A 24,912-nucleotide genomic window follows, 5' to 3' on the forward strand; every position below is an offset into this window, starting at 1 on the left:
CTAATCTTCCAGGAGAAAAACATGAAATCACGTTTTCTGATGTTCGCCCTGGCGGGGCTGCTGTGCGCCGGTCAGGCCCTGGCCCGGATCAACGTCAATACCGCCACTGCCGAAGAGTTGCAGACCCTGAATGGCATCGGGCCGGTACGGGCGCAATTGATCATCGATTATCGCCGTGAGAACGGGCCGTTCAAGTCGATTGACGATTTGCGCAAGATTCCGGAGATCCGGGGCACCGTTGTTGAAGGATTGAAGGGCCGGATTACCTACACCGGCCCGACCAAAATTCCCGGGGCTGAGCGCACTGGCGGGAACGAAAGCGCTGCTCCCGACAGCGCCGCCGCGGCGCCGGCAAAACCGAAGGCGCTTCCGCCGCCCAAACCACTCGCCAAGCCTGTCGAAAAAGCCGCGCAATCTGCCGCGCCGGCCCCCATAGGTACAGCGAAACCGGCCGGCCCGGCCTCTCCGGCCAGACCGGCGATGCCCGGCAAGTCCGCCAACGAGAGTAAGCCAGTTGCCGCATCCACGTCGGCAGATGAGAAACCACCCGCCGCGCTTGCTCCGGCTCGACCCGCCGTGCCTGGCAAGCCGGCCGGTCCGGCCTCGGTTCCGGCCAAACCAGCCGCTTCCGAAGCCAAACCAGCCGCTCCGTCGGCGGCCCCCGCCAAGCCGGCGTCACCTGTCGCCAAACCGGCTGGTTCGGCGGTGCACGGTGCGCCGGCAAAACCCGCCAGCCCGGCGCAGCCTGCTGCGGCGTACTGATAAGCAGCCGAAATCCCAGGGAACAATTGAGCGATAGCCTCTACCTCTGCGCGACGACCCGTCTCGCCCAAACGCTGCGTGGCGAGTTGCCGGCGGAGCAGGCGGTCTGGCGCACCCGGCAGGCGCTGACGCTCGGCCAGTGGTTTGCCACGCTGGCCGACGAAGCGCTGCTCAGCGGCATTGCCGACCTGCCCGTGGGGCTCGACGCATTCTCCGAACGCCTGCTGTGGGAAAAGGTCATTGCCGCCGCGCTGACCGAAGCGGCGCCGCTTTTCGACATTCAGGGCATGGCGGCTTCCGCTGCCGAAGCGCAGGCGCTGGCCCGGGTCTGGAAAATCAAGGCGGACGGCAGCGAGTTGTCCGATGAGGCGAAACTGTTCATCGGCTGGCAGGCGGAATTCGCCAAGCGTTGCCGGAGCAACGGCTGGATCGACCCGGCCGGGCTGCAACGGCAAGTCATCGAACTAATCGCCGCCGGCCATTTCGCGCTGCCGGAAAGCGTCGCCTTCGTCGGTTTTGACCGCTACACGCCGCTCGAACGCGACCTCATGGCGGCCCTGACGGGGCGCGGCGTCAGTGTTCAAAATCAGCCAAAATTTCCGGTTGACCGTAGCAATCAAAAAGTCGTCGCCTGCGCCAATGGCGATGCCGAATGCACCGCCGTGGTCGCCTGGGTGCAGGCGCAGCGGACCGCCAATCCGGCCGGCCGGCTCGGCATCGTGGCGCCCGATCTGGCCGGCGTGCGTGACCGGCTCGAATTCCTGCTCGACGACGCCCTGCATCCGGGGCTGATCCGTCCCGATGCAGCCGAAGTGCCGCGCGCTTTCAATTTCTCGCTCGGCCGGGCGCTGGCCGATCTGCCGCTGATCCGCGTTGCCCTCGATTTGCTGGCGCTCGGTAGCGGCCGGGCCAAGATCGAGCAAAGTCGCTTGTCGGCCTTGCTGCTGGCTGGCGGTTGGTCGGCAGCCGAGGGCGAGGCCGATGGCCGGGCCCGGCTTGATGCCGCCCTGCGCCGCGATCTGCCCTATTTTACGACGTTGCCGGCCGTGTTGCGGCTGGCCGGGCGTTTGGCCGAGAAGGAGCCGCCGCTCTGCCCGCAAACGATGGCCGCACTCGATGCCTTTGTCACCAAGGCCAGTACGGCCAGCCGCAAGCTGCCGCCGGGGCAATGGTCGGGAATTTTCCGGGACTGCCTGAAAGCCGCCGGCTGGCCCGGTGACCGGCCGCTATCCAGCCACGAATTTCAGGCCCGCCGGGCCTTTGGCGAAGTGCTCGACGGTTTCGGCCGGCTCGACGGCCTGCTCGGGCCGCTGGCCTTTGCCGAGGCCGTCCGTCGCCTGGCGCAACTTTGTCGCCAGCGCCTGTTCCAGCCCGAAACGCGCGGCCGGCCGGCGATCCAGGTGCTCGGCGTGCTCGAAAGCGCCGGCCTCGATTTCGACGCCCTGTGGGTTATGGGCATGAACGACGACCTGTGGCCGCCGCCGCCGCGCCCCAATCCGCTCTTGCCGGCCGAGCTGCTGCGCGCTGCCGGGGCGGCGCACGCCAGCGCCGAAGTCGAGCTCGATTTCGCCCAGCGCGTCCATGCCCGGCTCGCCCGGTCGGCGCCGGAAGTGACGTTTTCCTTCGCGCAAGCCGACGGCAATCGTGTCCTGCGGCCGAGTCCGCTGATTGCCGGCATTCCGCTGGCCGCCAACGCCTCGGGCCAAGTCGTGACGCTGGCCCGGCAAATGGCTGGCGAGTCGGCCTCGGCGCTTGAATTGATAGTTGACGCCATGGCGCCACCGGTCGGCGAGGGCGAGAAAGTCTCCGGCGGCAGCTGGGTTTTGCGCGCCCAGGCGATTTGTCCAGCCTGGGCCTACTTCCAGTACCGCCTCGGCGGCGAGGCGATGGATGAGCCGGTCGAAGGGCTCGATCCGGCGGCGCGCGGCACGCTGGTGCACGAGGCGCTGGAGGCTTTCTGGACGGCGATTCGCTCATCCGAGGCGCTGGCCGCCCTGGGCGAAATGAGCCGCCAGCAAGCCATCGCCGAAGCCGTGGCCAAGGCCCTGCAAACCTTCGAACTCGACCGCCGCATCACGCTGCCAGCCCGTTTTCGCGAACTCGAAGCGGCGCGGCTGGCCAAGTTGATTGAAGTTTGGCTGCAGGTCGAGGCCAAGCGCGGCCTGAGCTTTGATGTCATCGCCTGCGAAGCGCCGGCTGAAGTCGAGATCGAAGGCATCAAGGTCAAGATGATCGTCGACCGCATCGACCAGCTGGCCGATGGCCGGCAGGTCATCATCGACTACAAGACCGGCGCCAGCATCGATACCAAAAACTGGGCCGAACAGCGTATCACCGAGCCGCAACTGCCGATCTACGCCGCGCTGGTCAATGAAGACGTCGCCGCCGTCGTCTTCGCCAAGGTCCTGCTCGACAAGCCGGCCTTCGCCGGCGTCGCCGACGAAAAGGACATCCTGCCCGGCGTTCAGGGCATCGGCGACGACAAGCAGAAAATCTTCGATCCGGCCGAATTCCCGGACTGGGTCGCCGTCATCACCCACTGGCGCGAACGCCTGCATGCCGTGGCCAAAGAGGTCAAACAGGGCCAGGCCGGCGTCGTCTTCGCCGACGAAAAGGCCCTGCAATACTGTGAAGTCCTGCCCTTGCTGCGCTTGCCTGAGCGGCGCCGCCTGCTCGCGGAGCGGCTGGCATGAACCCGACGGTCGACCGCCTCGAAGAAGACAAAATCGCCCGGCTGCGGGCGCTCGAGGTTGCCTCGTTCATCGTCGAAGCCCCGGCTGGCGCTGGCAAGACGGAGTTGCTGACGCAGCGCTACCTGCGCCTGCTGGCTGTCGTCGAGCATCCGGAAGAAGTGCTGGCGCTGACCTTCACCAACAAGGCAGCGACCGAGATGCGCGACCGCATTCTCGGCAGCCTGGAGCGCGCGGCGAGCGGAAATCTGCCGGCCGAGGCGCACAAGCAACAGACTTTCGACCTGGCGCAAAAGGTCCTCGCCCACGATGCGGCGCAAGGCTGGCAGTTGCTCGGCCACCCCGGCCGGCTACGCATCACGACGCTCGACGCCCTGTGCGCCAGCCTGGCCCGCCAGATGCCCTACCTGAGCCGCTTCGGTGCCCAGCCCGGCGTCGCCGAGGACGCCGAGGCGCACTACGCGACGGCGGCGCGGCGGACGTTGGAAATGGTCGAGGCCGGCGGCGCCGATGCCGATATCGTGGCCGAGGCGCTGGCTTTCATGGACAACAACGCCGGGCGCCTCGAAAAACTGCTGATCGCCATGCTCGGCCGGCGCGACCAATGGCTGCAGCACGCCTCGCGCATCGAAAGCGGGGCGATGAAGGCCGAGGTCGAGGCCGGTTTTGCGGCGCTCATCGAGCGCGATCTGGCGGTCGTTGGCGACTTGCTCGACGCCCGCCTGCAAAGCCTGCTCATGCCGCTGGCGCGCTTCGCCGCGGCCAATGTGCCGGGCATTCTCGATTTCATTTTTGACTGGAATTTCCGGTTGACCGTGGGAATCGCCGATTTGCCGCGCTGGCAGGCGGTGGCGGCCCTGCTCATGACCGGTACGGGGACGCTGCGCAAGACGGTCGATAAACGCATCGGTTTCCCGGCCGACAAGGAGTTTGCCGACCAGAAAAAAGCCATGCTCGAACTGCTCGCCGAGCTGCGCGGCATCGCCGGGCTCGAAGCGGCGCTGGCCATGCTCGTCAAGCTGCCGCGGCCGGAACTGAGCGACGGCGAATGGGCCACCGTCGAATGCTTTTCGCGCCTGCTCCGGCTGGCCGCCGGGCAGCTGTGGCTGGCCTTTCAGGAAGCCGGCGAGGTCGACTTCATCGAAATCGCCGCCCGCGCCGGGATGGCGCTCGGCGACGACGAGGCGCCGACCGATCTGGCCCAGGCCCTCGACTACCGTATCCGCCACCTGCTCGTCGACGAATTCCAGGACACCAGCCCGACCCAGGTCGAACTGATCGAAAAGCTGACACGCGGTTGGATGCCGGGCGACGGCCGGACGCTGTTCGTCGTCGGCGATCCGATGCAGTCGATCTACCGCTTTCGCAAGGCTGACGTCGGGCTCTTCCTGCGCGTCCGCGAGCGCGGCATCGGCGACATCAGCCTCGGCCATCTGCGCCTGTTCCGCAACAACCGCTCGTATCCGGGCATAGTCGATTGGGTCAATACCGCCTTCCCGAGCATCTTCCCGGCCGCCGACAGCCCCGAGGCCGGCGCTGTGCGCTACGCCGAATCGGCGGCGACCCGGCCGGCGCGGGCCGATAGCGGCGTCGAGGTCCATCCGGTCATCGAGCGCGACGGTACGGATGCCGTTGGCGAAGAAGCCTGCCGCATCCTCGCTATCATCCGCCAGTCCCGTCGCGAAGCTCCGGAAGAGCGCATCGCCGTCCTCGTTCGCGCCCGCAGCCACCTCGACGCGCTCGTCGGCGAAATCCGCCGCAGTGCGCCGGAGCTGCGCTTTCAGGCCGTCGACATCGAAGGTCTGGATGGTCGCCAGCATGTGCAAGACCTGCTCACCCTGTTCCGCGCCCTGCATCATCGGGCCGACCGCGTGCCCTGGCTGGCGCTCTTGCGCGCCCCGTGGTGCGGCCTCAAGCTGGCCGACCTCCACGCGCTGGCCGCCGATGACCGGAAGTCGACGATCTGGCAACTCATGCAGGACGAAGCACGCCTCGCCCGCTTGTCCGAAGACGGCCGGCAACGCCTGTTGCACGTGCGCGAAGTCCTGCAACTGACCTTCGCCGGCCGCGCCCGCCAGCATCCGCGGCGCTGGCTCGAAGGTGCCTGGCTCATGCTCGGCGGGCCGCGCTGTCTCGAAGCGCCCGAAGCGCTCAACGATGTCGATGCCTTCTTCAAGCTCGTCGACAAACTCGTAGCCAGCCGCAACCTCAGCGCCGAAACGCTGGCCGCCCATGCCGCCGAGCTCTATGCGCCGTCCGACCCGCTCGGCGACGCGGTGCAGATGATGACCGTGCACAAATCCAAGGGCCTCGAATTCGACACTGTGATCCTGCCCGGCCTCGACCGCGGCACCGGCGGCAACGAGAGCAGCCTGCTGCTCTGGGACGAAGTGGCCGGGGCCGATGGCGACGAACACCTGCTCGTCGCGCCGATGAAGCAAAAGGGTGCCGGCAACGGCGAGCCGACCGCCTACGACTACCTCAAGAAGCTCGAAGCCGAACGTGCCGCGCACGAAGACGAACGCCTGCTTTACGTCGCCGCCACTCGCGCCATCCGCAAGCTGCATCTGCTCGGCGTGGCCGTCGCCGATGACAAAAAGGACGACGGTCTCAAGCCACCGGCTGCCGGCACGCTGCTCAACCTGCTCTGGCCGGGTGTCGCCCAGCCGGTATTCGCGGCAGCGCTGGCCGGCGTCGGAGTTACCCCGCCGGCCAGCCTTGGCATCGATCCGGCCAGCTTCATCCCGCCACTCGTTCGCCTGCGTGAAACGGTGCTGCCGGCCAGCCTCGGCGCGCTACCCGAAGGCCTGCGCCCGGCCGACAACCCCCTCGATCTCGATGAAACTGAAATTGGCCTGTCGCTCGAAGCGTCAGTCGGTACGCTGGTCCATCGCTATCTCGAACTGATGGTGAAAAACGGCCTGAAAAACTGGTCGGCCGCAAGAGTCGCCACGCTGCACCCGGCCTGCCAGCGCTGGCTGCGCAACCTGGGCCATGGCGAGGAAGAGGCCGCCAGCGGCGCGCTGGAGGTTATCGCAGCACTGCGCACCACGCTGAGCTCCGACAGCGGTTGCTGGGTCCTCGCCGACCATCCCGAAGCCGCCGCCGAGCAGGCGTGGAGCAGCAGCGACGGCGAGGTGACGGTCAACCACGTGATCGACCGTATTTTCGTCGCCGACGGTTGCCGCTGGATCATCGACTACAAGACGGCGCGCCTGCCCGAGGCCGAGTTGGCGCAGCGCGCCGAAAGCTACCGGCCGCAGCTCGAACGCTATGCCGGCCTGTTCGCCGACACCGGACTGCTGCTCAGGCTGGCCATTTTCTTCCCGGTGCAGGGACGGCTGGTTGAACTCGCGGCACTCTAGGGCTTTGTGATTCCTGTCGCCAGGGTAAAGACGGGCACTTGTGTCATATCCATATCGACTATAATCCCGGCCTGCCCGAATTTATGCGATAAACATGTCTCGCGCTGCGCTTCTCTTCCTGTTGTGTTGCGCGCTACCTGCTGATCCGGGAAGCGGCGTGCTGGCGGCTGACGAACCGGCGCTGCGCGTGCTGGTTCTCGAAAACGCCCCGCCGATGTCCTTTCGCGACGAGTTTGGCCATTTGACCGGTTTCAGCGTCGAGATCGCCCGGGCGGTGTGCAGTGAAATGCGCGTCAATTGCGCTTTTGATGTCGTCACGCAAAGTGCATTGCTCCCCACCATGAGTCAGGGCAAAGCCGACATCGCCGCCGTTGGCCTGCTCGAAACAGCGGAGCGGCGCACCAGGATACTGTTTGCCAAACCCTATTACCGCTCGATGTCGTTGTGGCTCGCCCAACCCGGGGTTTCCCCCGGACAGGCCGGAGTCAAAGTGGCCGTCGTCGGTGGTTCGGCCCAGGATGCCTATGGCCGCAAGCAGGGCTGGGACATGCTGGCGGTCACCACCCATGGCGAACTGGGCGAGCCGCTGGTTTCCGGCAGGGCTCAGGCTGTACTCGTGCCCATGATCACGGCCATCAACCTGCAGAAAACCGAGGCCTTCCGGCAACTGGGGCTGGCGACGACGGTGATTCAGGCTCCCGAACTGAGCGGCGACGCGTCATTTGGCATTTCTCCCTTCCGCCCGGAGTTGCGGAAAGAAATTAATGCCGCGCTTGATCGCATCAAGCGCAATGGGACGTATGATCGGATCAATTCCCGGTTTCTGCCCTTTCGGGTGAGTTGATGCCAGCTAGTACCCCGCTTCCGATCTGCCGTCAGGTTGCACGAGGTTTGCCGTGATCACGGCGCTCAAGGCCATTCGTGCCGGCCGGGCCTTTGCCCTGCTGGCGGCACTTTTCCTCGTCGCCTTCGGGATCGCTGTCGTCCAGCTGTCGCTCGATCAGCAACGTGTCGTCGACGCTACCAGCCGCCTGCAGGAACAAACGGTGCCGGAGATCATCCGCTTCCAGCGCCTGGCCCGCAATCTCGAGCAACTCCGCCAGGAGGGCGAGCGGATCTTTGCCGTCAGCTCGCACACCTCGCGCCAGCAATCAATGTTCGTTGTGACATTGATCGCCAGCCATCCGAGCATTCTCGAACATCCCGGTGCAGCCCAGCTGGCGCGTGAAACCGAACAGTTTCTCGGCGACGTCGTGCGTCAGGCGGCGACCGCCGACCGCCGACCGGCGACCCGCTACGATGAATGGCAACGCATCGCCGCCCGCCTCGGCATGCAGGTCGACGACGTGTCGGTTCAGGGTATCAACCTGGCCAACAACGACCTGGCGGTCGCCACTAGCGCGATGAAGCTGGCGCGCTACAAACTGATGATTGCGTTGCTACTCGTTGGCATCTTCCTGCTTGTCTTCATGGTTCTTGTCCGTCGTCACCTGATTTACCCGTTGCAGCGCATCAACCACGCGCTATCGACGCTCAGTGCCGACCGTCCGGCGCCCGCGTTCAAGCCGTCGACCATGCTCGAAATCCAGGCCGTCGAGGAATCCATCAGCGAACACCATGCCTTGCTCATTCAGAATGAAGAAACCCGGCAGGCTCTGGAAAAGCTGGCCAACAAGGACGGCCTGACCGGCATCATGAATCGCCGGCACTTCATGCAGTCGGCCGAAGTCGAATTGCAGCGTGCCCAGCGTTATCGCCGGCCGGTGACGGTGGCCATGGCCGACCTCGACCTGTTCAAGAAGCTCAACGACACCTACGGTCATGCCGCCGGCGATGCCGTACTGTGTGCCTTTGCCAATCTGGTCGAGGATACCCTGCGCCAGTCCGACCTCGTTTGTCGCTATGGCGGAGAGGAATTTGCCTTCCTTTTTCCGGAAATCGGGGCAGCCGAGACCGAAAAGCTGGCTGAACGCCTGCGCGTTCGTTGCGCCGCCATGGAAGTCCCCCTGCCCGATGGTCGCTCGGTCAAGGCCACGGTCAGTATCGGGCTGGCCGATGCCAGCGAATGTCCCATCGAAATCGCCCTCAAGCGCGCCGACGAGGCGCTTTACGAAGCCAAGCGCCTCGGCCGCAACCGGGTCGTGGTCTCCGGACCGCCGGAACCGGCGGTCGATAGCGAGCCGGATACGCGCACGGCCAGCCTGTTTTGAGCATGTCTGTCGTTGCAAGAACTTGTCGCGCTCTCGTTTTTCTGCTTGTCGTCCTCGGTCTGCCAGCGTTCTCGCTTGAGCCGCCGACAGGCGGGCTGGAAGACGACGACGTCGTGGTCGACTATCGCGACGGTACCTATTTCGCCAGCCTGGCCTTCCTGGTTGCAGCGTCGCCGGCTGTCGTCATCGATGTGCTGACCGATTTCAATCACATGGTCGGTATCGTCCCCAATCTGGAAAGCAGCCAGATCGTCTCGCGCCAGGGCAACGTTTTCGTCATCAAGCAGCGCGGCAAGGCGAATTTTGGCCCGTTTTCCTTCCCCTTCGAGTCGCTGCGCCAGATCGAACTGCTTCCTGACGGGCGAATTCTCGGCCGCGCCCTGGGTGGCTCAACGAAGCATATGCGCAGCGAACTCCGGGTGCAGGCGCAGGGGCGTGGGGCACGTGTCGATTACCAGATCGAGGTCGTTCCCGATCGCTGGCTGCCGGCTAGCCTCGGCGTCCCGTTCATGCGCCATGAAATGGCCGAGCAATTCACCGCCCTGATCCACGAAATGGAACGCCGTCAGGGCATCGCTCGTTCCCGCTGATTCAGCCCCAGAGCAGACAGACCCAGACGGCAGCGGCGTTGAGCAGGCTGAGCAGCACGGCGGCGCTGCCCATGTCCTTGGCCCGCTTGGCGAGTTCGCTCTTCTCTGGTGAGGCCTTGTCGACGACGGCTTCGACGGCTGAATTGAGGATTTCGACGATCAGGATGAGGACGATGCTGCCGATCATCAAGGCCCGTTCGACACCGGTTTTACCGAGGTAAATGGCGAGCGGAAGGGCGATGGCGGCGAGCAGGATTTCCTGGCGAAAGGCCGCCTCGTTGCGCCAGGCGGCAGCAATGCCGTCACGCGAGTAGCCAAGCGCGTTGATCAGCCGCCGCAGGCCGCGTTTGCCTTTGAGTTCGGCGGCGCTCATCGTTCCGCCTTGGCTTGGCGATTTGAATTTTGGCTGTTTTTTCCAGTTGACCGTGGAATCATCATTTCAGGCTATTTCTTGTCGAGCAGCGGCTTGAGGAAGCGCCCGGTGTGGCTGGCCTTGCACTTGGCGACCTGCTCCGGTGTGCCGGCAACGAGGATGCGGCCGCCGCCGTCGCCGCCTTCCGGGCCGAGGTCGACGATCCAGTCAGCAGTCTTTATGACGTCGAGGTTGTGCTCGATGACGACGATGGTGTTGCCGTTGGCGGCCAGCCGTTGGAGGACGCTGAGCAGCATTTCAATATCCTGGAAATGCAGGCCGGTGGTCGGTTCGTCGAGGATGTAGAGGGTGCGACCGGTGTCGCGTTTGGACAGTTCAAGGGCCAGCTTGACGCGCTGGGCCTCGCCGCCGGATAGCGTGGTGGCGCTCTGGCCGAGGGTGATGTAGCTGAGGCCAACATCGACCAGGGTTTGCAGCTTTCTCGCGATATTGGGCACCGGGTCGAAAAACTCGCGCGCCTGCTCGACGGTCATGCCGAGGATGTCGTAGATGTTCTTGCCCTTGTACTGGACTTCCAGCGTTTCGCGGTTGTAGCGCTTGCCGTGGCAGACGTCGCACGGCACATAGATGTCGGGCAGGAAATGCATCTCGACCTTGATCATGCCGTCGCCCTGGCAGGCCTCGCAGCGGCCGCCCTTGACGTTGAAGCTGAAGCGGCCCGGGCCGTAGCCGCGGACGCGCGATTCGGGCACCTGGGCGAACAGCTCGCGGATCGGCGTCAAGAGGCCGGTGTAGGTCGCCGGGTTGGAGCGCGGCGTGCGGCCGATGGGCGCCTGGTCGACATTGATGACCTTGTCGAACAGTTCGAGGCCGATGATTTCCTTGTACGGCGCCGGCTCCGTCGTCGAGCCGTAGAGATGGCGGGCGGCCGCGGCGTAGAGCGTGTCGTTGATCAGCGTCGATTTGCCGGAGCCCGAAACGCCGGTGATGCAGGTGAGCAGGCCGCCAGGGATTTCGAGGGTAACGTCCTTGAGATTGTTGCCATAGGCGCCAATCACCTTGAGCTGCTTGTTCGGATCCTGCGGTCGACGCGATTTTGGCGCCGAAATCGATTTGCGGCCGGACAGGTAGTCGCCAGTCATCGACAGCGGGTTGGCCGTGACTTCGGCCGGCGTGCCTTGGGCGACGACGGCGCCGCCGTGGACGCCCGCGCCGGGGCCGATGTCGACGACGTAATCGGCGCTGCGGATGGCGTCTTCGTCATGTTCGACGACCAAAACCGTGTTGCCCATGTCGCGCAGGTTTTTCAGAGTTTGGAGCAGGCGGTCGTTGTCGCGCTGGTGCAGGCCGATGGAGGGTTCATCGAGGACGTACATGACGCCGGTCAGGCCGGAACCGATCTGCGAGGCCAGCCGAATCCGTTGCGCCTCGCCGCCAGACAAGGTTTCGGCCGAGCGTTCGAGGCACAGGTAATCGAGGCCGACGTTGATCAGGAAGCTCAGGCGGGCGGTGATTTCCTTGAGAATCTTGTCGGCGACCTGCGCCTTGTTGCCGGCCAGCGTCAGGCAGTTGAAGTAATTGCGCGCCTCGCCGAGCGGCAGGCGGCTGATTTCGTGCAAGGTATGCGTGCCGACCCGCACATGGCGCGCTTCGATGCGTAGCCGGGTGCCGGCGCAACTCGGGCAGGCCGAGCTGCTGACGTATTTCGATAACTCTTCGCGCACGGCATTCGATTCGCTGCCGCGGTAGCGCCGTTCGAGATTGGGAATAATGCCTTCGAAGCTGTGGCTGCGGTCGAAGCGCGTGCCCTTCTCGTTGAGGTAGCGGAAATTGATCTCGGTTTTGCCGGAGCCGTAGAGGATGAGCTGGCGCTGCGACTCGGTCAGTTGCTCGAAGGGCGTGTCGACTGAGAAACCGTAGTGGTCGGCGATCGATTCGATGATCTGGAAATAGAACTGGTTCTTCTTGTCCCAGCCGCGAATGGCACCGTTGGCCAGCGAGGCGGCCGGGTTGGTGACGACGCGCTTGGGGTCGAAGAACTGGATGACGCCTAGCCCGTCGCACTTTGGGCAGGCGCCCATCGGGTTGTTGAAGGAAAACAGGCGCGGTTCGAGTTCCTGCAGGGCATACGAGCAGACCGGGCAGGCGAACTTGGCCGAGAACATGTGTTCCTTGCCGTCGTCCATCTCGAGTGCGATGGCCCGGCCTTCGGCATGGCGCAGGGCGGTCTCGAAGGATTCGGCGAGGCGCTGGCGCATGTCGTCGCGCACTTTCAGACGGTCGACGACGACGTCAACGGTGTGCTTGTGCGTCTTGGCCAGCTTCGGCACGTCGTCGATTTCATAGACCGTGCCGTCGACGCGAACGCGGGCGAAGCCCTGGGCACGCAGTTCGGCGAAGAGGTCGAGCTGTTCGCCCTTGCGGTTGGCGACGACCGGGGCGAGGATCATGAGCTTAGTTTCGGCCGGCAGGGCGAGGACCGAATCGACCATCTGCGACACCGTCTGCGCTTCGAGCGGCTGGTTGTGGTCCGGGCAATACGGCGTGCCGGCGCGGGCGAAGAGCAGGCGCAGGTAGTCGTGGATTTCGGTGACGGTGCCGACGGTCGACCGCGGATTGTGCGAGGTGGCCTTCTGCTCGATGGAAATGGCGGGCGACAGGCCTTCGATCAGGTCGACATCGGGTTTTTCCATGAGCTGCAGGAACTGCCGGGCGTAGGCCGAGAGCGATTCGACGTAACGGCGTTGGCCCTCGGCGTACAGCGTGTCGAAGGCCAGCGAGGACTTGCCCGAGCCGGACAGCCCGGTGATCACGATGAGCTGGTTGCGCGGCAGATCGAGGTTGATGTTCTTTAAATTATGGGTGCGCGCGCCGCGAATGCGGATGAATTCCATCGCTGTTTTTTTCACTATTGGGGAAGGGGAAACTATACGCAAAAAAGCCGGGTTCGCCCCGGCTTCGTTTGTCACGAAATGAAAATCGGCAGTCACGCAAGCCAGGGCCGATCTTGCGGTCAACCGAAAAAAACGACGAATCTTGAAATTCCGCTGGCACCGCATTACGCGACAAGACTTGCTGCTTCGGTGACTTGCCATCAAAATATGCGCTAAACATTTTTTATGGATTGTTCATGACACGGAAAGCGCGATCGCCGCTTGCGGACGCAATCGATCTGGCAGCGAGTCTTCCCTGGCAGATCGGTGGGCTGCTGGCGCTGCTCGCCTACTGGATCTTTCACGATCTTGCCTCATGGATGGCCCTAGGCAAAGGCGTCGATATGGATCTGGCCAGCTCTCCGCTGTACATCGTTCCCGGGCTGCTGTTGGTTGTTGCGCTGATTTCCTTTATCCACCGTCGCCGGCGGGCCGGGACGGTGGAGATGGTTAGCCCGACGTCGGATGCATTGGTACGGATGAGCGTTCATGACTTCGAAAAACTGGTCACCGAGGGCTTTCGCCGCGAGGGGTTTATTGTTGTCGAGCCTACCGGCACAAAGCATCTGGGGTGTGTCGACCTCGAATTGTTCATGGGGCGCGACCGCTATCTGGTGCAGTGCCGTCGGTGGAAAGAAAAAACGGTCGATGCACTCGCCGTGCACGAATTGGCCGCCGTGATCAACGCCGAACGGGCCGTTGGCGGATTCATCGTGGCTTCCGGTCGATTTACCGACGAGGCGAGAAAAGCCGCATTGGGGCGCTCGATTCGCGTCGTGCCGGCTGATTCCCTGCGGCGCCTGATCAAGAAAGTAACGGCGTCGAGCACCGGCGAAGTCACCATTTCACCGATGTTCTCGCGGCGCCGCCACGACCCGGCCCCGCCAGCCTGCCCGAAGTGCGGCAAGGTGATGATGCCGCGGACGAAAAAGCAGGGCGGAGCCGTCGTTCAGGTTGATTGGGGCTGCACCAGTTTCCCGGCCTGTCAGGGCAGTCGGGAAGTTTAGGCGACGCTGGTTCAGCCGCCGGCCAGATGGCGCGCCAATGACGGGGGAGTTTCAGTTTTGGCCGTTTTTTCCGGTTGACCGTGGGAACGGTTGAGTCGCGATGGCGCTTCGCCAAACCTGCTAATATTGTTGCCTCGCTGCAATGCAACAATTAAAAACGACAATGGCCCCCCCCAACGACCGCATGAGCCCCGAAGAACGCCGCGCCGGCGCCTCCCTGGCTTCCATCTTTGCCCTGCGCATGCTCGGGCTTTTCCTCATCCTGCCGGTGTTTTCGGTCTATGCAAAAACGCTGCCCGGGGGCGACAACCTGGCGCTGGTCGGTTTTGCGCTCGGCGCCTACGGCCTGACCCAGGCTTTTTTCCAGATTCCCTACGGCATCGCCTCGGATATTTTCGGGCGCAAGCCGGTCATCGTCGTCGGCCTGCTCGTCTTCGCGCTGGGCAGCTTCGTTGCCGCCTGGGCGCCGGACATGACGTGGATCATCGTCGGCCGCGTGCTGCAGGGCATGGGCGCCATCTCGGCCGCGGTGACAGCGCTGGCCGCCGACCTGACGCGCGAGGAGCACCGGACCAAGGTGATGGCCATGATCGGCTCGTCGATCGGCCTCGTTTTCGCGTTGTCGCTGGTCGGTTCGCCGATTCTCTACGGCTGGATCGGCATGGCCGGCCTGTTCATCATGACCGGCGTGCTGGCGCTGGCCGCCATCATCCTGCTGCTCAAGGCCGTACCGCCGGCCCCACCGCCGCACGGCCATGAAAAATTGCCGCTGCGCCGGGTTATTTTCGACCCCGACCTGATCCGCCTGAACGTCGGCATCTTCGTGCTGCACATGGTGCAAATGGCCATGTTCGTCGTCCTGCCGCATGCCCTGGTCAACCACGGTGGCCTCGAAGCGGCAGCCCACTGGAAGGTCTACCTGCCAGCCGTGCTGCTTTCATTTGCCATCATGGTCCCGGCCATCATCGCCGCCGAGCGCAAGGACAAAATGCGGCCGATCTTCTTGGCCGCCATCGCGCTGCTCGTCGTCGTCCAGTCCGGCCTGCTTCTTTACAGCGCCAGCCTGTGGGCCCTGGGCCTGTGGCTGGTCCTTTTCTTCGTCGCCTTCAACGTACTCGAAGCAACGCTGCCTTCGCTGGTTTCGCGCACCGCTCCACCGTCCGCCAAGGGCGCGGCGCTCGGGGTTTACAACACGACGCAGGCGCTCGGGCTATTCGTCGGCGGTGCAGCCGGCGGCTATATTGCGCAGAATTTCGGCGATAATGCTGTTTTTGCTGCCTGCACCGGGCTGGTTCTGGTCTGGCTGGTGGTGGCAAACTCGATGAATTTTCCGCAACGGCGCGCCACTGCCGCTGCGACACAAACTGCTTAGGGGACATTTCATGGCATCGGTTAACAAGGCAATCATCGTCGGCAATCTGGGCAAGGACCCGGAAGTTCGTTACACGGCGAGCGGCGAGGCGATGTGCAACATTACCGTCGCGACCAGCGAAAACTGGAAGGACAAGGCGACCGGCGAGAAGAAGGAACTGACTGAATGGCACCGCATTTCCTTCTTCGGCAAGCTGGCCGAGATCTGCGGTCAGTATCTGAAAAAGGGCTCGCAGGTTTATGTCGAAGGCAGCATCCGCACCCGTAAATGGACCGACAAGGAAGGCCAGGAGCGCTACACGACGGAAATTCGTGGCGACGAGATGAAAATGCTCGGTTCGCGCCAGGGTATGGGTGCCCCGGCCGGCGGTGGCGGCGGTTACGACAGCGAGCCGACCGATTACGCCCCGGCCCCGGCCAAGAACAAGCCGAAGCCGTCGTTCGACGATCTCGGCGACGATATTCCATTCTAAAAATGGCATTGCTTGCGCTGCTCGTGTGATCCGGCGCAATTCCCTTTTTCCCCAGAGGTAAATCAGCATGGCCAGTGCCGTCACCTTCAAGATTCTTGAGGACATCGCCCGGGATCTTTCGAGCAATGAAATCACTTTTCCGACCTTCCTCGACATCACCTTCCAGGTGCGTGCCGCGCTCAAGGATCCGAATCTGAACGTCGAACAACTGGCCAAGCTGGTCGGTGCCGAGCCGCTGATGAGCGCCAAGATCATCCGTATGGCTAATTCGGTGGCGATGAACCCGAGCGGCCGCGAAGTCGCCGACGTCAGGAGCGCCATTGTCCGGGTCGGCATGGAAGCCGTCCGCACCGTGTCGTTTGCCGTGGCCATGGAGCAATTGCTCAAGTCGAAGCAGATGCAGCCCTTCGAGGAAATTTCCCATCGGCTGTGGGAGCACACCTCGCACGTGGCCGCGCTGTGTCGCGTGCTGGCCCGCAAGAAGGCCCGCATCAACGGTGACGAGGCGATGTTTGCCGGCCTCGTGCATGATCTCGGCGTCTTCTATTTGATGTCGCGGGCGGCCAACTTCCCCGAACTGGCCAACGACAAGGTCGAGTTGCACGCCTTGCTGGTTGGCTGGCACGACAACATCGGTCACGCCCTGCTGTCGGCGATGGGTTTGCCTGAATCGGTGCTCGAAGCGGTCCGGGATCACGAAACCGAGCGCGAAATCAAGGCGATCGACAATCTCTCCAACGTGCTTTTCATCGCCAACAAGATCGCCAACCGCACGTCGAGCTGGCGTGACAAGGAGCTGGATGGCGAGATCGATACCTCGATTCTCGACACGCTGTTCAACGCCGATGCGCTAGCCGAAATCGTCGAGGAGTCGGAAGAAGAAGTGCATTCGCTGAAGGCGGCGCTCGGGGGCTAAGCCCGGGGCATTGAGCCGGACCGGTCAGTAGACTGCCGAATCGACAGGGAGCGGGATTGATGGGCAGTCATCACGAGGCGGACATTTCCGGCAAGCGCTTTGCCGCGCTGGCCCTGGCTGCCCTCGGCGTGGTCTATGGCGACATCGGGACCAGCCCGCTCTACGCGGTGAAGGAGGTCTTCGCCGGCAACCATCCGATTCCGGTCACGGTCAGCAACATTTACGGCAGCCTGTCGCTCTTCTTCTGGGCGCTCGTCATCGTCGTCTCGATCAAGTACGTCTGCTTCATCATGCGCGCCGACAACCGCGGTGAGGGCGGCATCATGGCGCTCATCGCGCTGGCCCTGCACACGGCCATCGACAAGCCGAAGCAGACCCGGCTGATCATGATCTTCGGCGTCCTCGGGGCGGCCATGTTCTATGGCGACGGCATGGTGACGCCGGCCATTTCCGTGCTGTCGGCCGTCGAGGGGCTGGAGGTCATCACGCCGGCCTTCAAGTCCTTCGTCATCCCGATCACGATGATCGTCCTGTTTGGCCTGTTCTTTGTGCAACGGAGCGGGACGGCCAAGGTTGGCGCCTTTTTCGGGCCGGTCATGATGCTGTGGTTCACCGTGCTGGCGCTGCTCGGGCTGCACAATATCGTCGAGCATCCGGGCATCCTGATGGCGATCAACCCGGTTTATGGCATCGAATTCCTGCTTGAAAACAAGGCCATGTCGCTGGTCGCCATGGGCAACGTCGTGCTCGCCGTGACCGGGGCCGAGGCGCTCTACGCCGACATGGGCCACTTCGGCCGCAAGCCGATCTCCCGCGCCTGGTTCGCCTTCGTGCTGCCGGCGCTGGTCCTCAACTATTTCGGTCAGGGCGCCCTGATCCTGGCAGAGCCGGAAGCGGCCAAGAATCCGTTCTTCCTGTCGGCACCGGACTGGGCGTTGATTCCGCTCGTCGCCCTGGCCACCATGGCGACGGTGATCGCCTCGCAGGCGGTTATTTCCGGCGCCTTTTCGGTGACGCGCCAGGCCATGCAGCTCGGTTTTGTGCCGCGGATGGAAGTGCAACATACGTCGGACAAGGAGCAGGGCCAGATCTACCTGCCGGCCGTCAACTGGGGCCTGATGGTTGCCGTGATGATCCTCGTCCTCGGTTTCAAATCGTCGAACAACCTTGCCGCGGCCTATGGCATTGCCGTGACCGGCGACATGGTGATCACCTCGATCCTCGCCACCGTAGTCGTCGCCAAGGTCTGGAAGTGGGGCTGGGTCAAGGCCGGGCTGCTCTTCGCCTGCTTCCTCTCGGTCGAGCTTGTTTTCCTGGCAGCCAACGTCCTCAAGATCCCTGATGGCGGCTGGTTCCCGCTGCTCGCCGGGATGGTTATCTTCATCGTCATGATGACCTGGAAACGCGGCCGCCAGTTGCTCTCTGCACGCCTGCAAGGCGAACGTCTGGAGCTGTCGATGTTCCTCGATTCGCTGGCCTCCTCGATGCCGACCCGCGTCGCCGGGACGTCAGTCTTCCTCAACGCCGATCCCAAGGGCGTGCCGCATGCTTTGCTCCACAACCTCATGCACAACAAGGTGCTACACGAACGCGTCGTGCTGCTCTCGGTCCAGTTCTTCGACGTGCCGTACGTGCCCGACATCGACCGCGTCGAAGTGCGGCAGCTCAAGGAAAATTTCTGGAGCGTGATCATCCAGTACGGCTTCAAGGATGAGCCCGATGTGCCGGCGGCGCTGGCTTTGTGCGGTGATGCCGGGCTGGAATTCAGCGCGCTGGAAACCTCGTATTTCATCGGCCGCGAAACGCTGATTCCACGACTTGGCTCGGAAATGGCGTTTTGGCGGGAGAAGATTTTCGTCGCCATGTTCCGCAATGCGGGGTCGGCGACGGCCTTCTTCAAGATTCCCAGCAACCGCGTCGTCGAGCTCGGGACGCAGGTCGTTCTCTAGGTTACTGGACGCAGGAGGCTTTGCGCAGCATGTCGCCGACGTAGGCTAGCTGGTCATTGGCGCGAAGGTAGCTGTTCTGAACTCGATAGGCCTGACCCTCGCTTTGCAGCATGGACCAGCAGTCTGCGTACATGGCGTTGCCAACCTGTCGGTGCTGCAGGACATGGACGATTTCATGCAACAGGTAGGAGTGGTCGAGCGGCTCGTCAAGATTCAGGGTATCCCGATAGAGGATGCGATAGTGCAGGACGTCGAAGTAGGCGGCGATTCCTTTACATCCATTTCCGGCATCCGGGCATATCTGACGTTCGAGCTCCTCGGGCGCTAGTGGCACGAAGCTCGGCAGTTCGCTTTCCGGAATGGCAGGCAAACCGGTCATGCGTACGGCTACTGTCAACAGAATGGTGATCAGGGATGAATCCATTCGACCTCGTTTTTTGTGCCCTAGACGGGCTCGTAAACGGTAGATCGTGGGAAGCGAAGAATTGTTCCCTGGGCCTATAGGCGCCGAATCTTCTCCAGCAACGCCGTGGTGGATTTCTGGTGAATGAAGGGTATGGAGTGCACCGTTCCCCCCCAGCCGCGGACTTCGGTGCAACCGACAATCTTGTCCACCGGCCAGTCACCGCCCTTGACCAGAATGTCCGGCCGGCATTCGAGGATGCGCTGGATCGGCGTGTCTTCATCGAACCATGTCACCAGCGAAACGCATTCGAGCGCGGCCATCACGGCGAGGCGGTCTTCGAGCAGATTGACCGGACGGTCGTCGCCCTTGCCCTGGCGTTTGACGGAGGCGTCGGTGTTGAGCGCCACCACCATGCTGGTGCCGAGGGCTGCTGCCTGCGCCAGATAGGTGACGTGGCCGCGGTGCAGGATATCGAAACAGCCGTTGGTGAAGACCAGTGGGCGGGCGAGTTGGGCGACTCTGGCGGTCAACTGGTCGGGCGGGCAGATTTTCGTTTCGAAGTGGGGGGCGGCGTAGGTCATGGCGACATCAGGGATTAGGGACAGGCCGCTATTTTAGTGGCTTTGGCCGTCGGCGCGGCCTGTCATCCCCACGTAACATCGGCTGGCTAGTGTGCTGGGCACTCCATCGAACCCAGCGGAATTCAATTGCCCTTGCTCCGGCGCAGCACCTTTTCGGCCCTCGTTGCGCTGCTTGTCAGCGTCTTACTGACGGCCTGCTCGCCGCGCCAACTGGTGGTCGGCAGCATCGCCGACGAACTGGCGGCACAGGGTCAGGCCAGCGAAAACGATCTCGATCTGGCCCGCGAGGCCAGCGCCTTCTATCTGAAGCTCTCGGAATCCGTCCTGCGCAGCGATCCCGGCCATCACGGACTGGCCGAGGCTGTGGCCGGCGGTTTCACGCAGTACGCCTATGCTTTCGTCGCTTTCGAGGCTGACCGCATCGAGGCGAAGGATGCCAAGGCGGCTGAGCGCCTGCGCCGCCGGGCCGCGCAGCTTTATCGCCGGGCGCACCAGCATGCGATGGCGGCGCTGGAAAAGGAAAGTCCGGGTTTCGCCCGCGCCCTTAATGCCCCGCAGACGGCCGACTGGCCGAAGCTGGTGCCGGCTCAGGTCGGTCTTGCTTACTGGGCGGCGGCCTCGTGGGGTGGCTGGATTTCGTTGTCGAAGGATGATCCCGATGTGGTGGCCGACCTGCCGCAGGCCGTGCGCCTGACGCAACTGGCCTGGCAGGCCGATCCGGCCTGGGGGCAGGGCGCGCTGACCGGGTTGTTGGCTACCTTTGAAGCGTCACGCCCTGGTGGCAGTCAGGCGCAGGCATTGGTCTGGTTCGACCTGGCGATTGCCCAAGGCGGCGGCACCCGTGCAGGTGCGCTGGTCGGCAAGGCCGAGGGCTACGCCCAGCCGGCAGGCGACCGGGCGCTGTTCGAGTCGCTGCTCAAGCAGGCCGTGGCCATCAAGGATGCGCCGGACAGCCCGCAGGCCCTGCAAAACGAAGTCATGCGCCGCCGTGCCGCGTGGCTGTTGGAACAGGCGCCTGACCTGTTTTGAACGACCAGAATCCCCGGAGAAATAAATGAAAACCAGACTGGCCGCGCTATTGCTCGGCGCCGTACTTGCCCTCAATGCCTACGCCGCCGACAAGCAGTTGCGCATCGGCACGCTGGCTTCGAAGAATTCGCTCTACCACCGCCAGCTCATGGAGCTCGGCGAAGCCTGGCGCACGGCGCAGGGCGGCAACGGCAAGTATCTGGTCTATCCGGATGGCAGCCAGGGGGGCGAGACGGACATGGTGCGCCGCATGCGCATTGGCCAGTTGCAGGGCGGGCTGTTGTCAGTGGTCGGGCTGCGCGAGATCGAGCCGTCGATTGCCGCGCTGCAGAACATGCCGATGATGTTCAAGAGCTGGGAAGAGGTCGATTACGTGCGCGAGAAGATGCGCCCGGCCATGGAAAAGAAGTTCCTCGAAAAGGGTTTTGTCGTGCTCGCCTGGGGCGATGCCGGCTGGGTGCGCTTTTTCAGCAAGACGCCGGCCTTTGCGCCGAACGATTTCAAGGGCATGAAGTTCTTCGCGTGGGGGGCCGAGGCCGACCAGCAGGAAATCATGAAGAATCTCGGCTACACGCCGGTGCCGCTGGAAACGGCCGACATCCTGCCGGCTGTCCAGACAGGCATGATCAACGCCGTACCTTCGACGCCGTACTTCGCGCTGGCAACGCAGATCTACACGACGGCCAACAATATGCTGGACATGAACTGGGCGCCGGTGGTCGGCGCCCTGATCATCACCAAAAAAGCCTGGGACGAACTGACTCCGGAAGGTCAGGTCATCGTCCGCGAAGCCGGCGCCAAAGCCGGCGTTCAACTGCGCGCCAAGGCCCGGCAGGAGGTCGACGAGGCAGTCGAGGCCATGAAAAAGCGCGGCCTGACCGTCAACAAGCCCAACGCCGAGCAAATGAAGGAGTGGAATGCGCTGGCCGACGGGCTCTACCCGCGCATCCGCGGCAAGCTCGTGCCGGCCGAACAGTTCGACGAAGTCGTCGGGCTACTCAAGGCCTTCCGCGCCGGCAAGAAGTAGGGCGGCCCAGGCGGTTTCGGCCCGGAGACGGGCCCCGCTTCTATCACCTGAGTGGAAAAAGTAATGAATCCCCTGCGCCGTCTCGGTGAATTCGATGCGCTGATCGCCGGTGGTGCGCTGGCCATCATGCTGCTCGTGCCGCTGTTCGAAATCGTTCTGCGCTCGCTGTTCGGTTCGGGCATCGACAATGCGCCGGTGCTCGTCCAGCACTGCGGCCTGCTGCTCGCCATGTTCGGGGCGCTGCTCGCCGAGCGCGGCCTGCACCTGAGCGCGCTCGGTGCCGGCTTCACTGCCTCGCGCAATCGGCTCGTCCGCCATGGCTCTGTGGTTTTCGGCAAGGCCAGCGCCGCCGTACTGTGCGGCATGCTGGCGCAAGCGAGCTGGACTTTCGTCGCCAGCGAAATGGAAATGCCGCGCGACATCGCCTACGGCATCGCCGGCTGGATGTTCGAAATCGCCATGCCGCTCGGCTTCGCGCTGCTTGGCCTCAAACTGGCCTCGCGCATCACGCCGAACCTGGCCGGCCGCACCGTGCTGGCGCTGGCCCTGCCGGCCGCCGGCTACCTTTTGGCCCAGCATTTCGACGGCAGCACCTTGCCGATCTGGCCCTTCGCCCTGTGGCTGACGCTGATCCTCTTCTGCGGCGCCCCGATCTTTGCCGTGCTCGGCGGGCTGGCCCTGGCGTTGTTCTGGAGCGAAGGCCAGCCGCTCGCCTCGGTGCCGCTCAGCCACTACCAGATCACGGTCAATCCTTCGCTGCCGGCGTTGCCGCTGTTCACGCTGGCTGGTCTGATCTTCGCCCGGACCGGTGCCGCGGCGCGGCTCGGCGCGGTGTTCACAGCCGCCTTCGGTAGCGGCGTGGCCGGTACGGCGATTGCCGCGGCGGTGCTTTGCTCCTTCTTCACCGCCTTCACCGGCGGCAGCGGCGTCACCATTCTGGCTCTGGGTGGCCTGCTGCTGCCGCTGCTCACCAAAGCCGGCTTTCCCGAGCAGCGTGGCATCAGCCTGGTGACCAGCGCCAGCGCCCTCGGCGTGCTGCTGGCGCCGTCGGTGCCGCTGATCATGTACGCCATCGTCGCCCGCGTGCCGATCAACACCATGTTCCTCGCCGGCGTACTGCCGGCCGTGCTCATGGTCGCCTGCCTGCTGCTGGTCGGCGGTTATTTGCGGCGGGGCGGCATTGTTGCGGCGTCGACGGGCGATGCTACGGTCAACCGGGAAAAAGAGCCAAAATCGAAAAGTCTGGTCAGCGCGCTGTGGATCGCCAAATGGGAGCTGTTGGCGCCGGTCGTCGCCATCGGCTCACTGGTTAGCGGCATCGCGACGCCGACCGAGAGCGCCGCGCTGACGGCGATGTACGCGCTGCTCACCCAGTCCATCGCGCATCGCGAACTCGACTGGCCGCACTTCCGCAAGACGCTGGCCGATTGCGCCGAAGTAATCGGCGGCATCATGCTGATCCTCGGCATGGCGCTCGGCCTGACCAACTACCTCGTCGACGCCGGCATTCCCGACGCAGCCATCGAATGGGTGCAGTCGGTGCTGCCCAACAAGTTCGCCTTCCTGATCGCCCTGAACCTGTTCCTGCTATTAGCCGGTGCATTGATGGAAATCTACGCGGCGATTGTCGTCCTCGTCCCGCTGCTCCTCCCCGTGGCCATTGCCTACGGCGTCGATCCGGTGCATTTCGGGGTGATTTTCCTGGCCAATATCGAGATGGGCTTTCTCTGCCCGCCGGCCGGCATGAACATCTATTTCGCCTCGGCGATGTTCGGCAAGCCGATCCGCTACGTCGCCGCCGCCGTGTTGCCGGCGGTATTCGCCATGTTCATCGGGGCGCTGATCATTTCGGCCTTGCCCTTCCTCGCCACCTGGCTGCCACAGACTGTCGGCATGCAGTAAGGGTCAAAGCAATCAGGCCGCCTTGCGGCGGCCTGAGCGATGGTTCAGCGGCTTTCGACCGGGGCGCTGGCCGGCGGCGGGGTGCGCGCGCCGAGCGTCTGGTCGTCGAGACGGCGGGTATCTTCATCGCCGACGACTTCGAGCACATTGACCACCTTCTTGACGCCGGAGGTGGTGCGCGCGACATCGACCGCAACCTTGGCTTCGCGAGCATTGACGATACCCATCAGATGGACGATGGCGCGTTCGGTGACAACCTTGATGTGGTTGGCCGAAATCTGGTTGGAATCGACCAGCCGGGCCTTGACCTTCGAATCGATGTACGAATCGGTGCTGCGGCTGCCGAGCGAGGAGGCCGGGCCGATGCCCAGTTCGTTGTACACCTCGCGCACGCCGTCGAGCTTGCGCGTTTCGGCTTCGATGGCGGCCTTGGCTTCCTCGTTCGGCACTTCGCCGGTGATCAGCACGCGCCGGTTGTACGAGGTGAAATTGATGTGCGAGAAGGTCTTGTACTGATCGGGGACGTGATTGCCGGCCTTCCACTCGGTCGTTTCGTCATCGGCCTGGGTGCCGGTCGAGCGACGGTCATGGGCCGACATGACGCCGGCCGCGGCGCCGCCGACAATGACCGGGACGCAGCCCTGGAGCATGGGCAGAAGGGTGATCAGCGCCGCAGCGGCGAGGGTGAGTTTGGCTTTTTGCATCATTCGACTCCCAGTAAAAGTGCATCGATCCCATCGCACAGGCAATGGATGACGAGCAGGTGGGTTTCCTGAATTCGCGCCGTCCGTTCGGCCGGCACGCAGAGATGGATATCGTCGTCACGCAGCATTTCGCCGATCATCCCGCCGCCCTTGCCGGTCAGCGCGACGATGTGCATGTCGTGCTCGTGCGCGGATTTGATGGCTTCGATGACGTTGGCTGAGTTGCCTGACGTTGAAATGGCCAGCAGCACGTCGCCGGCATGGCCGAGGCCGCGCACCTGGCGGGAGAAAATCTGGCTGAATGAGTAATCGTTGGCGACGGCGGTGATGATCGAGGTGTCGGTGGTCAGCGCAATGGCCGCCAGTTCCTGGCGTTCGGCCTCGAAACGGCCGATCAGTTCGGCGGCGAAATGCTGGGCATCGCCGGCCGAGCCGCCGTTGCCGCAGGCCAGAATCTTGCCGCCGTTGATCAGGCAGTTGGTCATCGTTTCGATCGCCGCGGCAATCGGGGCCGCCATCATGTCGACGGCATTCAGCTTGGTTTGGGCGCTGTCTTCGAAATGCTTGGCAACGCGGGCGATCAAATCCATATCGTTCAATGAGTTGGGGCTAAAAGTGAAAGCA

20 protein-coding genes are annotated in these 24,912 nt (G+C 63.7%); 14 read left to right on the forward strand and 6 right to left on the reverse strand.

What is annotated here, in order from left to right:
• The first annotated feature begins 21 nt into the window (after positions 1 to 21).
• The 6 genes from KI613_RS02390 (at position 22) to KI613_RS02415 (ending at position 9,617) form a co-directional block, all read left to right on the forward strand.
• Entirely contained in the window at positions 22 to 762 is a 741-nt protein-coding gene (locus KI613_RS02390) for a ComEA family DNA-binding protein (RefSeq protein ID WP_226403626.1), read from the forward strand.
• A gap of 26 nt (positions 763 to 788) precedes the next feature.
• Complete coding sequence (locus tag KI613_RS02395; protein ID WP_226403627.1) at positions 789 to 3,455, forward strand: PD-(D/E)XK nuclease family protein; 2,667 nt, start codon at positions 789 to 791, stop codon at positions 3,453 to 3,455.
• The gene (locus tag KI613_RS02400; RefSeq protein WP_226403628.1) at positions 3,452 to 6,817 is read left to right on the forward strand and encodes a UvrD-helicase domain-containing protein; all 3,366 of its coding nucleotides are present in this window, start codon (positions 3,452 to 3,454) and stop codon (positions 6,815 to 6,817) included. The genes KI613_RS02395 and KI613_RS02400 overlap by 4 nt, the downstream gene beginning before the upstream one ends.
• Positions 6,818 to 6,911: 94 nt before the next feature.
• Positions 6,912 to 7,661 carry an ABC transporter substrate-binding protein gene (locus tag KI613_RS02405; RefSeq protein ID WP_226403629.1) on the forward strand — a complete coding sequence of 250 codons (750 nt, stop codon included), beginning with the start codon at positions 6,912 to 6,914 and terminating at the stop codon, positions 7,659 to 7,661.
• A gap of 52 nt (positions 7,662 to 7,713) precedes the next feature.
• Entirely contained in the window at positions 7,714 to 9,027 is a 1,314-nt protein-coding gene (locus tag KI613_RS02410) for a GGDEF domain-containing protein (protein WP_226403630.1), read from the forward strand.
• A gap of 2 nt (positions 9,028 to 9,029) precedes the next feature.
• Positions 9,030 to 9,617 (forward strand): SRPBCC family protein, encoded by a 588-nt coding sequence (locus tag KI613_RS02415; RefSeq protein WP_226403631.1) that lies wholly within the window; start codon positions 9,030 to 9,032, stop codon positions 9,615 to 9,617.
• A 1-nt stretch (position 9,618) separates the two neighbouring features.
• Here KI613_RS02415 and KI613_RS02420 read toward each other — a convergent pair whose 3' ends face one another.
• Both KI613_RS02420 and uvrA read right to left on the reverse strand, forming a co-directional pair.
• Positions 9,619 to 9,990, reverse strand: a complete 372-nt coding sequence (locus KI613_RS02420) for a diacylglycerol kinase (RefSeq protein ID WP_226403632.1) — start codon at positions 9,988 to 9,990, stop codon at positions 9,619 to 9,621.
• A 71-nt stretch (positions 9,991 to 10,061) separates the two neighbouring features.
• Complete coding sequence (gene uvrA / locus KI613_RS02425; RefSeq protein ID WP_226403633.1) at positions 10,062 to 12,884, reverse strand: excinuclease ABC subunit UvrA; 2,823 nt, start codon at positions 12,882 to 12,884, stop codon at positions 10,062 to 10,064.
• Between the two features lie 236 nt (positions 12,885 to 13,120).
• Here uvrA and KI613_RS02430 point away from each other — a divergent pair, with 236 nt between their 5' ends.
• The 5 genes from KI613_RS02430 to KI613_RS02450 all read left to right on the forward strand — a co-directional run bounded on the left by KI613_RS02430 (position 13,121) and on the right by KI613_RS02450 (position 18,639).
• Positions 13,121 to 13,930 carry a restriction endonuclease gene (locus KI613_RS02430; protein ID WP_226403634.1) on the forward strand — a complete coding sequence of 270 codons (810 nt, stop codon included), beginning with the start codon at positions 13,121 to 13,123 and terminating at the stop codon, positions 13,928 to 13,930.
• A gap of 163 nt (positions 13,931 to 14,093) precedes the next feature.
• Positions 14,094 to 15,302 carry an MFS transporter gene (locus KI613_RS02435; protein WP_404826970.1) on the forward strand — a complete coding sequence of 403 codons (1,209 nt, stop codon included), beginning with the start codon at positions 14,094 to 14,096 and terminating at the stop codon, positions 15,300 to 15,302.
• Between the two features lie 10 nt (positions 15,303 to 15,312).
• Positions 15,313 to 15,774 carry a single-stranded DNA-binding protein gene (gene ssb, locus KI613_RS02440; RefSeq protein ID WP_226403635.1) on the forward strand — a complete coding sequence of 154 codons (462 nt, stop codon included), beginning with the start codon at positions 15,313 to 15,315 and terminating at the stop codon, positions 15,772 to 15,774.
• A 67-nt stretch (positions 15,775 to 15,841) separates the two neighbouring features.
• Positions 15,842 to 16,690 (forward strand): HDOD domain-containing protein, encoded by an 849-nt coding sequence (locus KI613_RS02445; protein WP_226403636.1) that lies wholly within the window; start codon positions 15,842 to 15,844, stop codon positions 16,688 to 16,690.
• 59 nt (positions 16,691 to 16,749) lie between these two features.
• On the forward strand, positions 16,750 to 18,639 hold the full coding sequence (locus tag KI613_RS02450; RefSeq protein ID WP_226403637.1) for a potassium transporter Kup: 1,890 nt from the start codon (positions 16,750 to 16,752) through the stop codon (positions 18,637 to 18,639).
• A gap of 1 nt (position 18,640) precedes the next feature.
• On the opposite strand, the gene KI613_RS02455 is transcribed toward KI613_RS02450, so the two are convergent.
• The gene (locus tag KI613_RS02455; protein WP_226403638.1) at positions 18,641 to 19,063 is read right to left on the reverse strand and encodes a hypothetical protein; all 423 of its coding nucleotides are present in this window, start codon (positions 19,061 to 19,063) and stop codon (positions 18,641 to 18,643) included.
• A 74-nt stretch (positions 19,064 to 19,137) separates the two neighbouring features.
• The gene (gene rfaE2, locus KI613_RS02460; protein ID WP_226403639.1) at positions 19,138 to 19,626 is read right to left on the reverse strand and encodes a D-glycero-beta-D-manno-heptose 1-phosphate adenylyltransferase; all 489 of its coding nucleotides are present in this window, start codon (positions 19,624 to 19,626) and stop codon (positions 19,138 to 19,140) included.
• Positions 19,627 to 19,752: 126 nt separating this feature from the next.
• Between rfaE2 and KI613_RS02465 the strand changes: the two genes are divergently transcribed.
• From KI613_RS02465 to KI613_RS02475, 3 genes are all read left to right on the forward strand, one after another.
• A complete protein-coding gene (locus tag KI613_RS02465; RefSeq protein WP_226403640.1) occupies positions 19,753 to 20,655 on the forward strand; it encodes a TRAP transporter TatT component family protein in 903 nt (300 codons plus the stop codon).
• 25 nt (positions 20,656 to 20,680) lie between these two features.
• Positions 20,681 to 21,682, forward strand: coding sequence for a TRAP transporter substrate-binding protein (locus tag KI613_RS02470; protein WP_226403641.1), 1,002 nt, complete (start codon positions 20,681 to 20,683; stop codon positions 21,680 to 21,682).
• Positions 21,683 to 21,745: 63 nt separating this feature from the next.
• The gene (locus KI613_RS02475; protein ID WP_226403642.1) at positions 21,746 to 23,584 is read left to right on the forward strand and encodes a TRAP transporter large permease; all 1,839 of its coding nucleotides are present in this window, start codon (positions 21,746 to 21,748) and stop codon (positions 23,582 to 23,584) included.
• A gap of 44 nt (positions 23,585 to 23,628) precedes the next feature.
• Here KI613_RS02475 and KI613_RS02480 read toward each other — a convergent pair whose 3' ends face one another.
• Both KI613_RS02480 and KI613_RS02485 read right to left on the reverse strand, forming a co-directional pair.
• Positions 23,629 to 24,288 (reverse strand): BON domain-containing protein, encoded by a 660-nt coding sequence (locus tag KI613_RS02480; protein WP_226403643.1) that lies wholly within the window; start codon positions 24,286 to 24,288, stop codon positions 23,629 to 23,631.
• Positions 24,288 to 24,878 carry a phosphoheptose isomerase gene (locus KI613_RS02485; protein WP_226403644.1) on the reverse strand — a complete coding sequence of 197 codons (591 nt, stop codon included), beginning with the start codon at positions 24,876 to 24,878 and terminating at the stop codon, positions 24,288 to 24,290. Before KI613_RS02485 ends, KI613_RS02480 begins: the two co-directional genes overlap by 1 nt.
• Between the last annotated feature and the right edge of the window lie 34 nt (positions 24,879 to 24,912).

The organism is Ferribacterium limneticum, assembly GCF_020510585.1.
Lineage (GTDB): Bacteria > Pseudomonadota > Gammaproteobacteria > Burkholderiales > Rhodocyclaceae > Azonexus.

What these genes read in the sequence shown, in the direction of transcription:
- uvrA (WP_226403633.1), bottom strand. Translation starts at nt 12,884, where the DNA reads ATGGAATTCATCCGCATTCGCGGCGCGCGCACCCATAATTTAAAGAAC.
- KI613_RS02470 (WP_226403641.1), top strand. Translation starts at nt 20,681, where the DNA reads ATGAAAACCAGACTGGCCGCGCTATTGCTCGGCGCCGTACTTGCCCTC.
- KI613_RS02405 (WP_226403629.1), top strand. Translation starts at nt 6,912, where the DNA reads ATGTCTCGCGCTGCGCTTCTCTTCCTGTTGTGTTGCGCGCTACCTGCT.
- rfaE2 (WP_226403639.1), bottom strand. Translation starts at nt 19,626, where the DNA reads ATGACCTACGCCGCCCCCCACTTCGAAACGAAAATCTGCCCGCCCGAC.
- KI613_RS02480 (WP_226403643.1), bottom strand. Translation starts at nt 24,288, where the DNA reads ATGCAAAAAGCCAAACTCACCCTCGCCGCTGCGGCGCTGATCACCCTT.
- KI613_RS02415 (WP_226403631.1), top strand. Translation starts at nt 9,030, where the DNA reads ATGTCTGTCGTTGCAAGAACTTGTCGCGCTCTCGTTTTTCTGCTTGTC.
- KI613_RS02485 (WP_226403644.1), bottom strand. Translation starts at nt 24,878, where the DNA reads ATGGATTTGATCGCCCGCGTTGCCAAGCATTTCGAAGACAGCGCCCAA.
- KI613_RS02455 (WP_226403638.1), bottom strand. Translation starts at nt 19,063, where the DNA reads ATGGATTCATCCCTGATCACCATTCTGTTGACAGTAGCCGTACGCATG.
- KI613_RS02390 (WP_226403626.1), top strand. Translation starts at nt 22, where the DNA reads ATGAAATCACGTTTTCTGATGTTCGCCCTGGCGGGGCTGCTGTGCGCC.
- KI613_RS02445 (WP_226403636.1), top strand. Translation starts at nt 15,842, where the DNA reads ATGGCCAGTGCCGTCACCTTCAAGATTCTTGAGGACATCGCCCGGGAT.
- ssb (WP_226403635.1), top strand. Translation starts at nt 15,313, where the DNA reads ATGGCATCGGTTAACAAGGCAATCATCGTCGGCAATCTGGGCAAGGAC.
- KI613_RS02435 (WP_404826970.1), top strand. Translation starts at nt 14,094, where the DNA reads ATGGCCCCCCCCAACGACCGCATGAGCCCCGAAGAACGCCGCGCCGGC.
- KI613_RS02420 (WP_226403632.1), bottom strand. Translation starts at nt 9,990, where the DNA reads ATGAGCGCCGCCGAACTCAAAGGCAAACGCGGCCTGCGGCGGCTGATC.
- KI613_RS02450 (WP_226403637.1), top strand. Translation starts at nt 16,750, where the DNA reads ATGGGCAGTCATCACGAGGCGGACATTTCCGGCAAGCGCTTTGCCGCG.
- KI613_RS02475 (WP_226403642.1), top strand. Translation starts at nt 21,746, where the DNA reads ATGAATCCCCTGCGCCGTCTCGGTGAATTCGATGCGCTGATCGCCGGT.
- KI613_RS02430 (WP_226403634.1), top strand. Translation starts at nt 13,121, where the DNA reads ATGACACGGAAAGCGCGATCGCCGCTTGCGGACGCAATCGATCTGGCA.
- KI613_RS02400 (WP_226403628.1), top strand. Translation starts at nt 3,452, where the DNA reads ATGAACCCGACGGTCGACCGCCTCGAAGAAGACAAAATCGCCCGGCTG.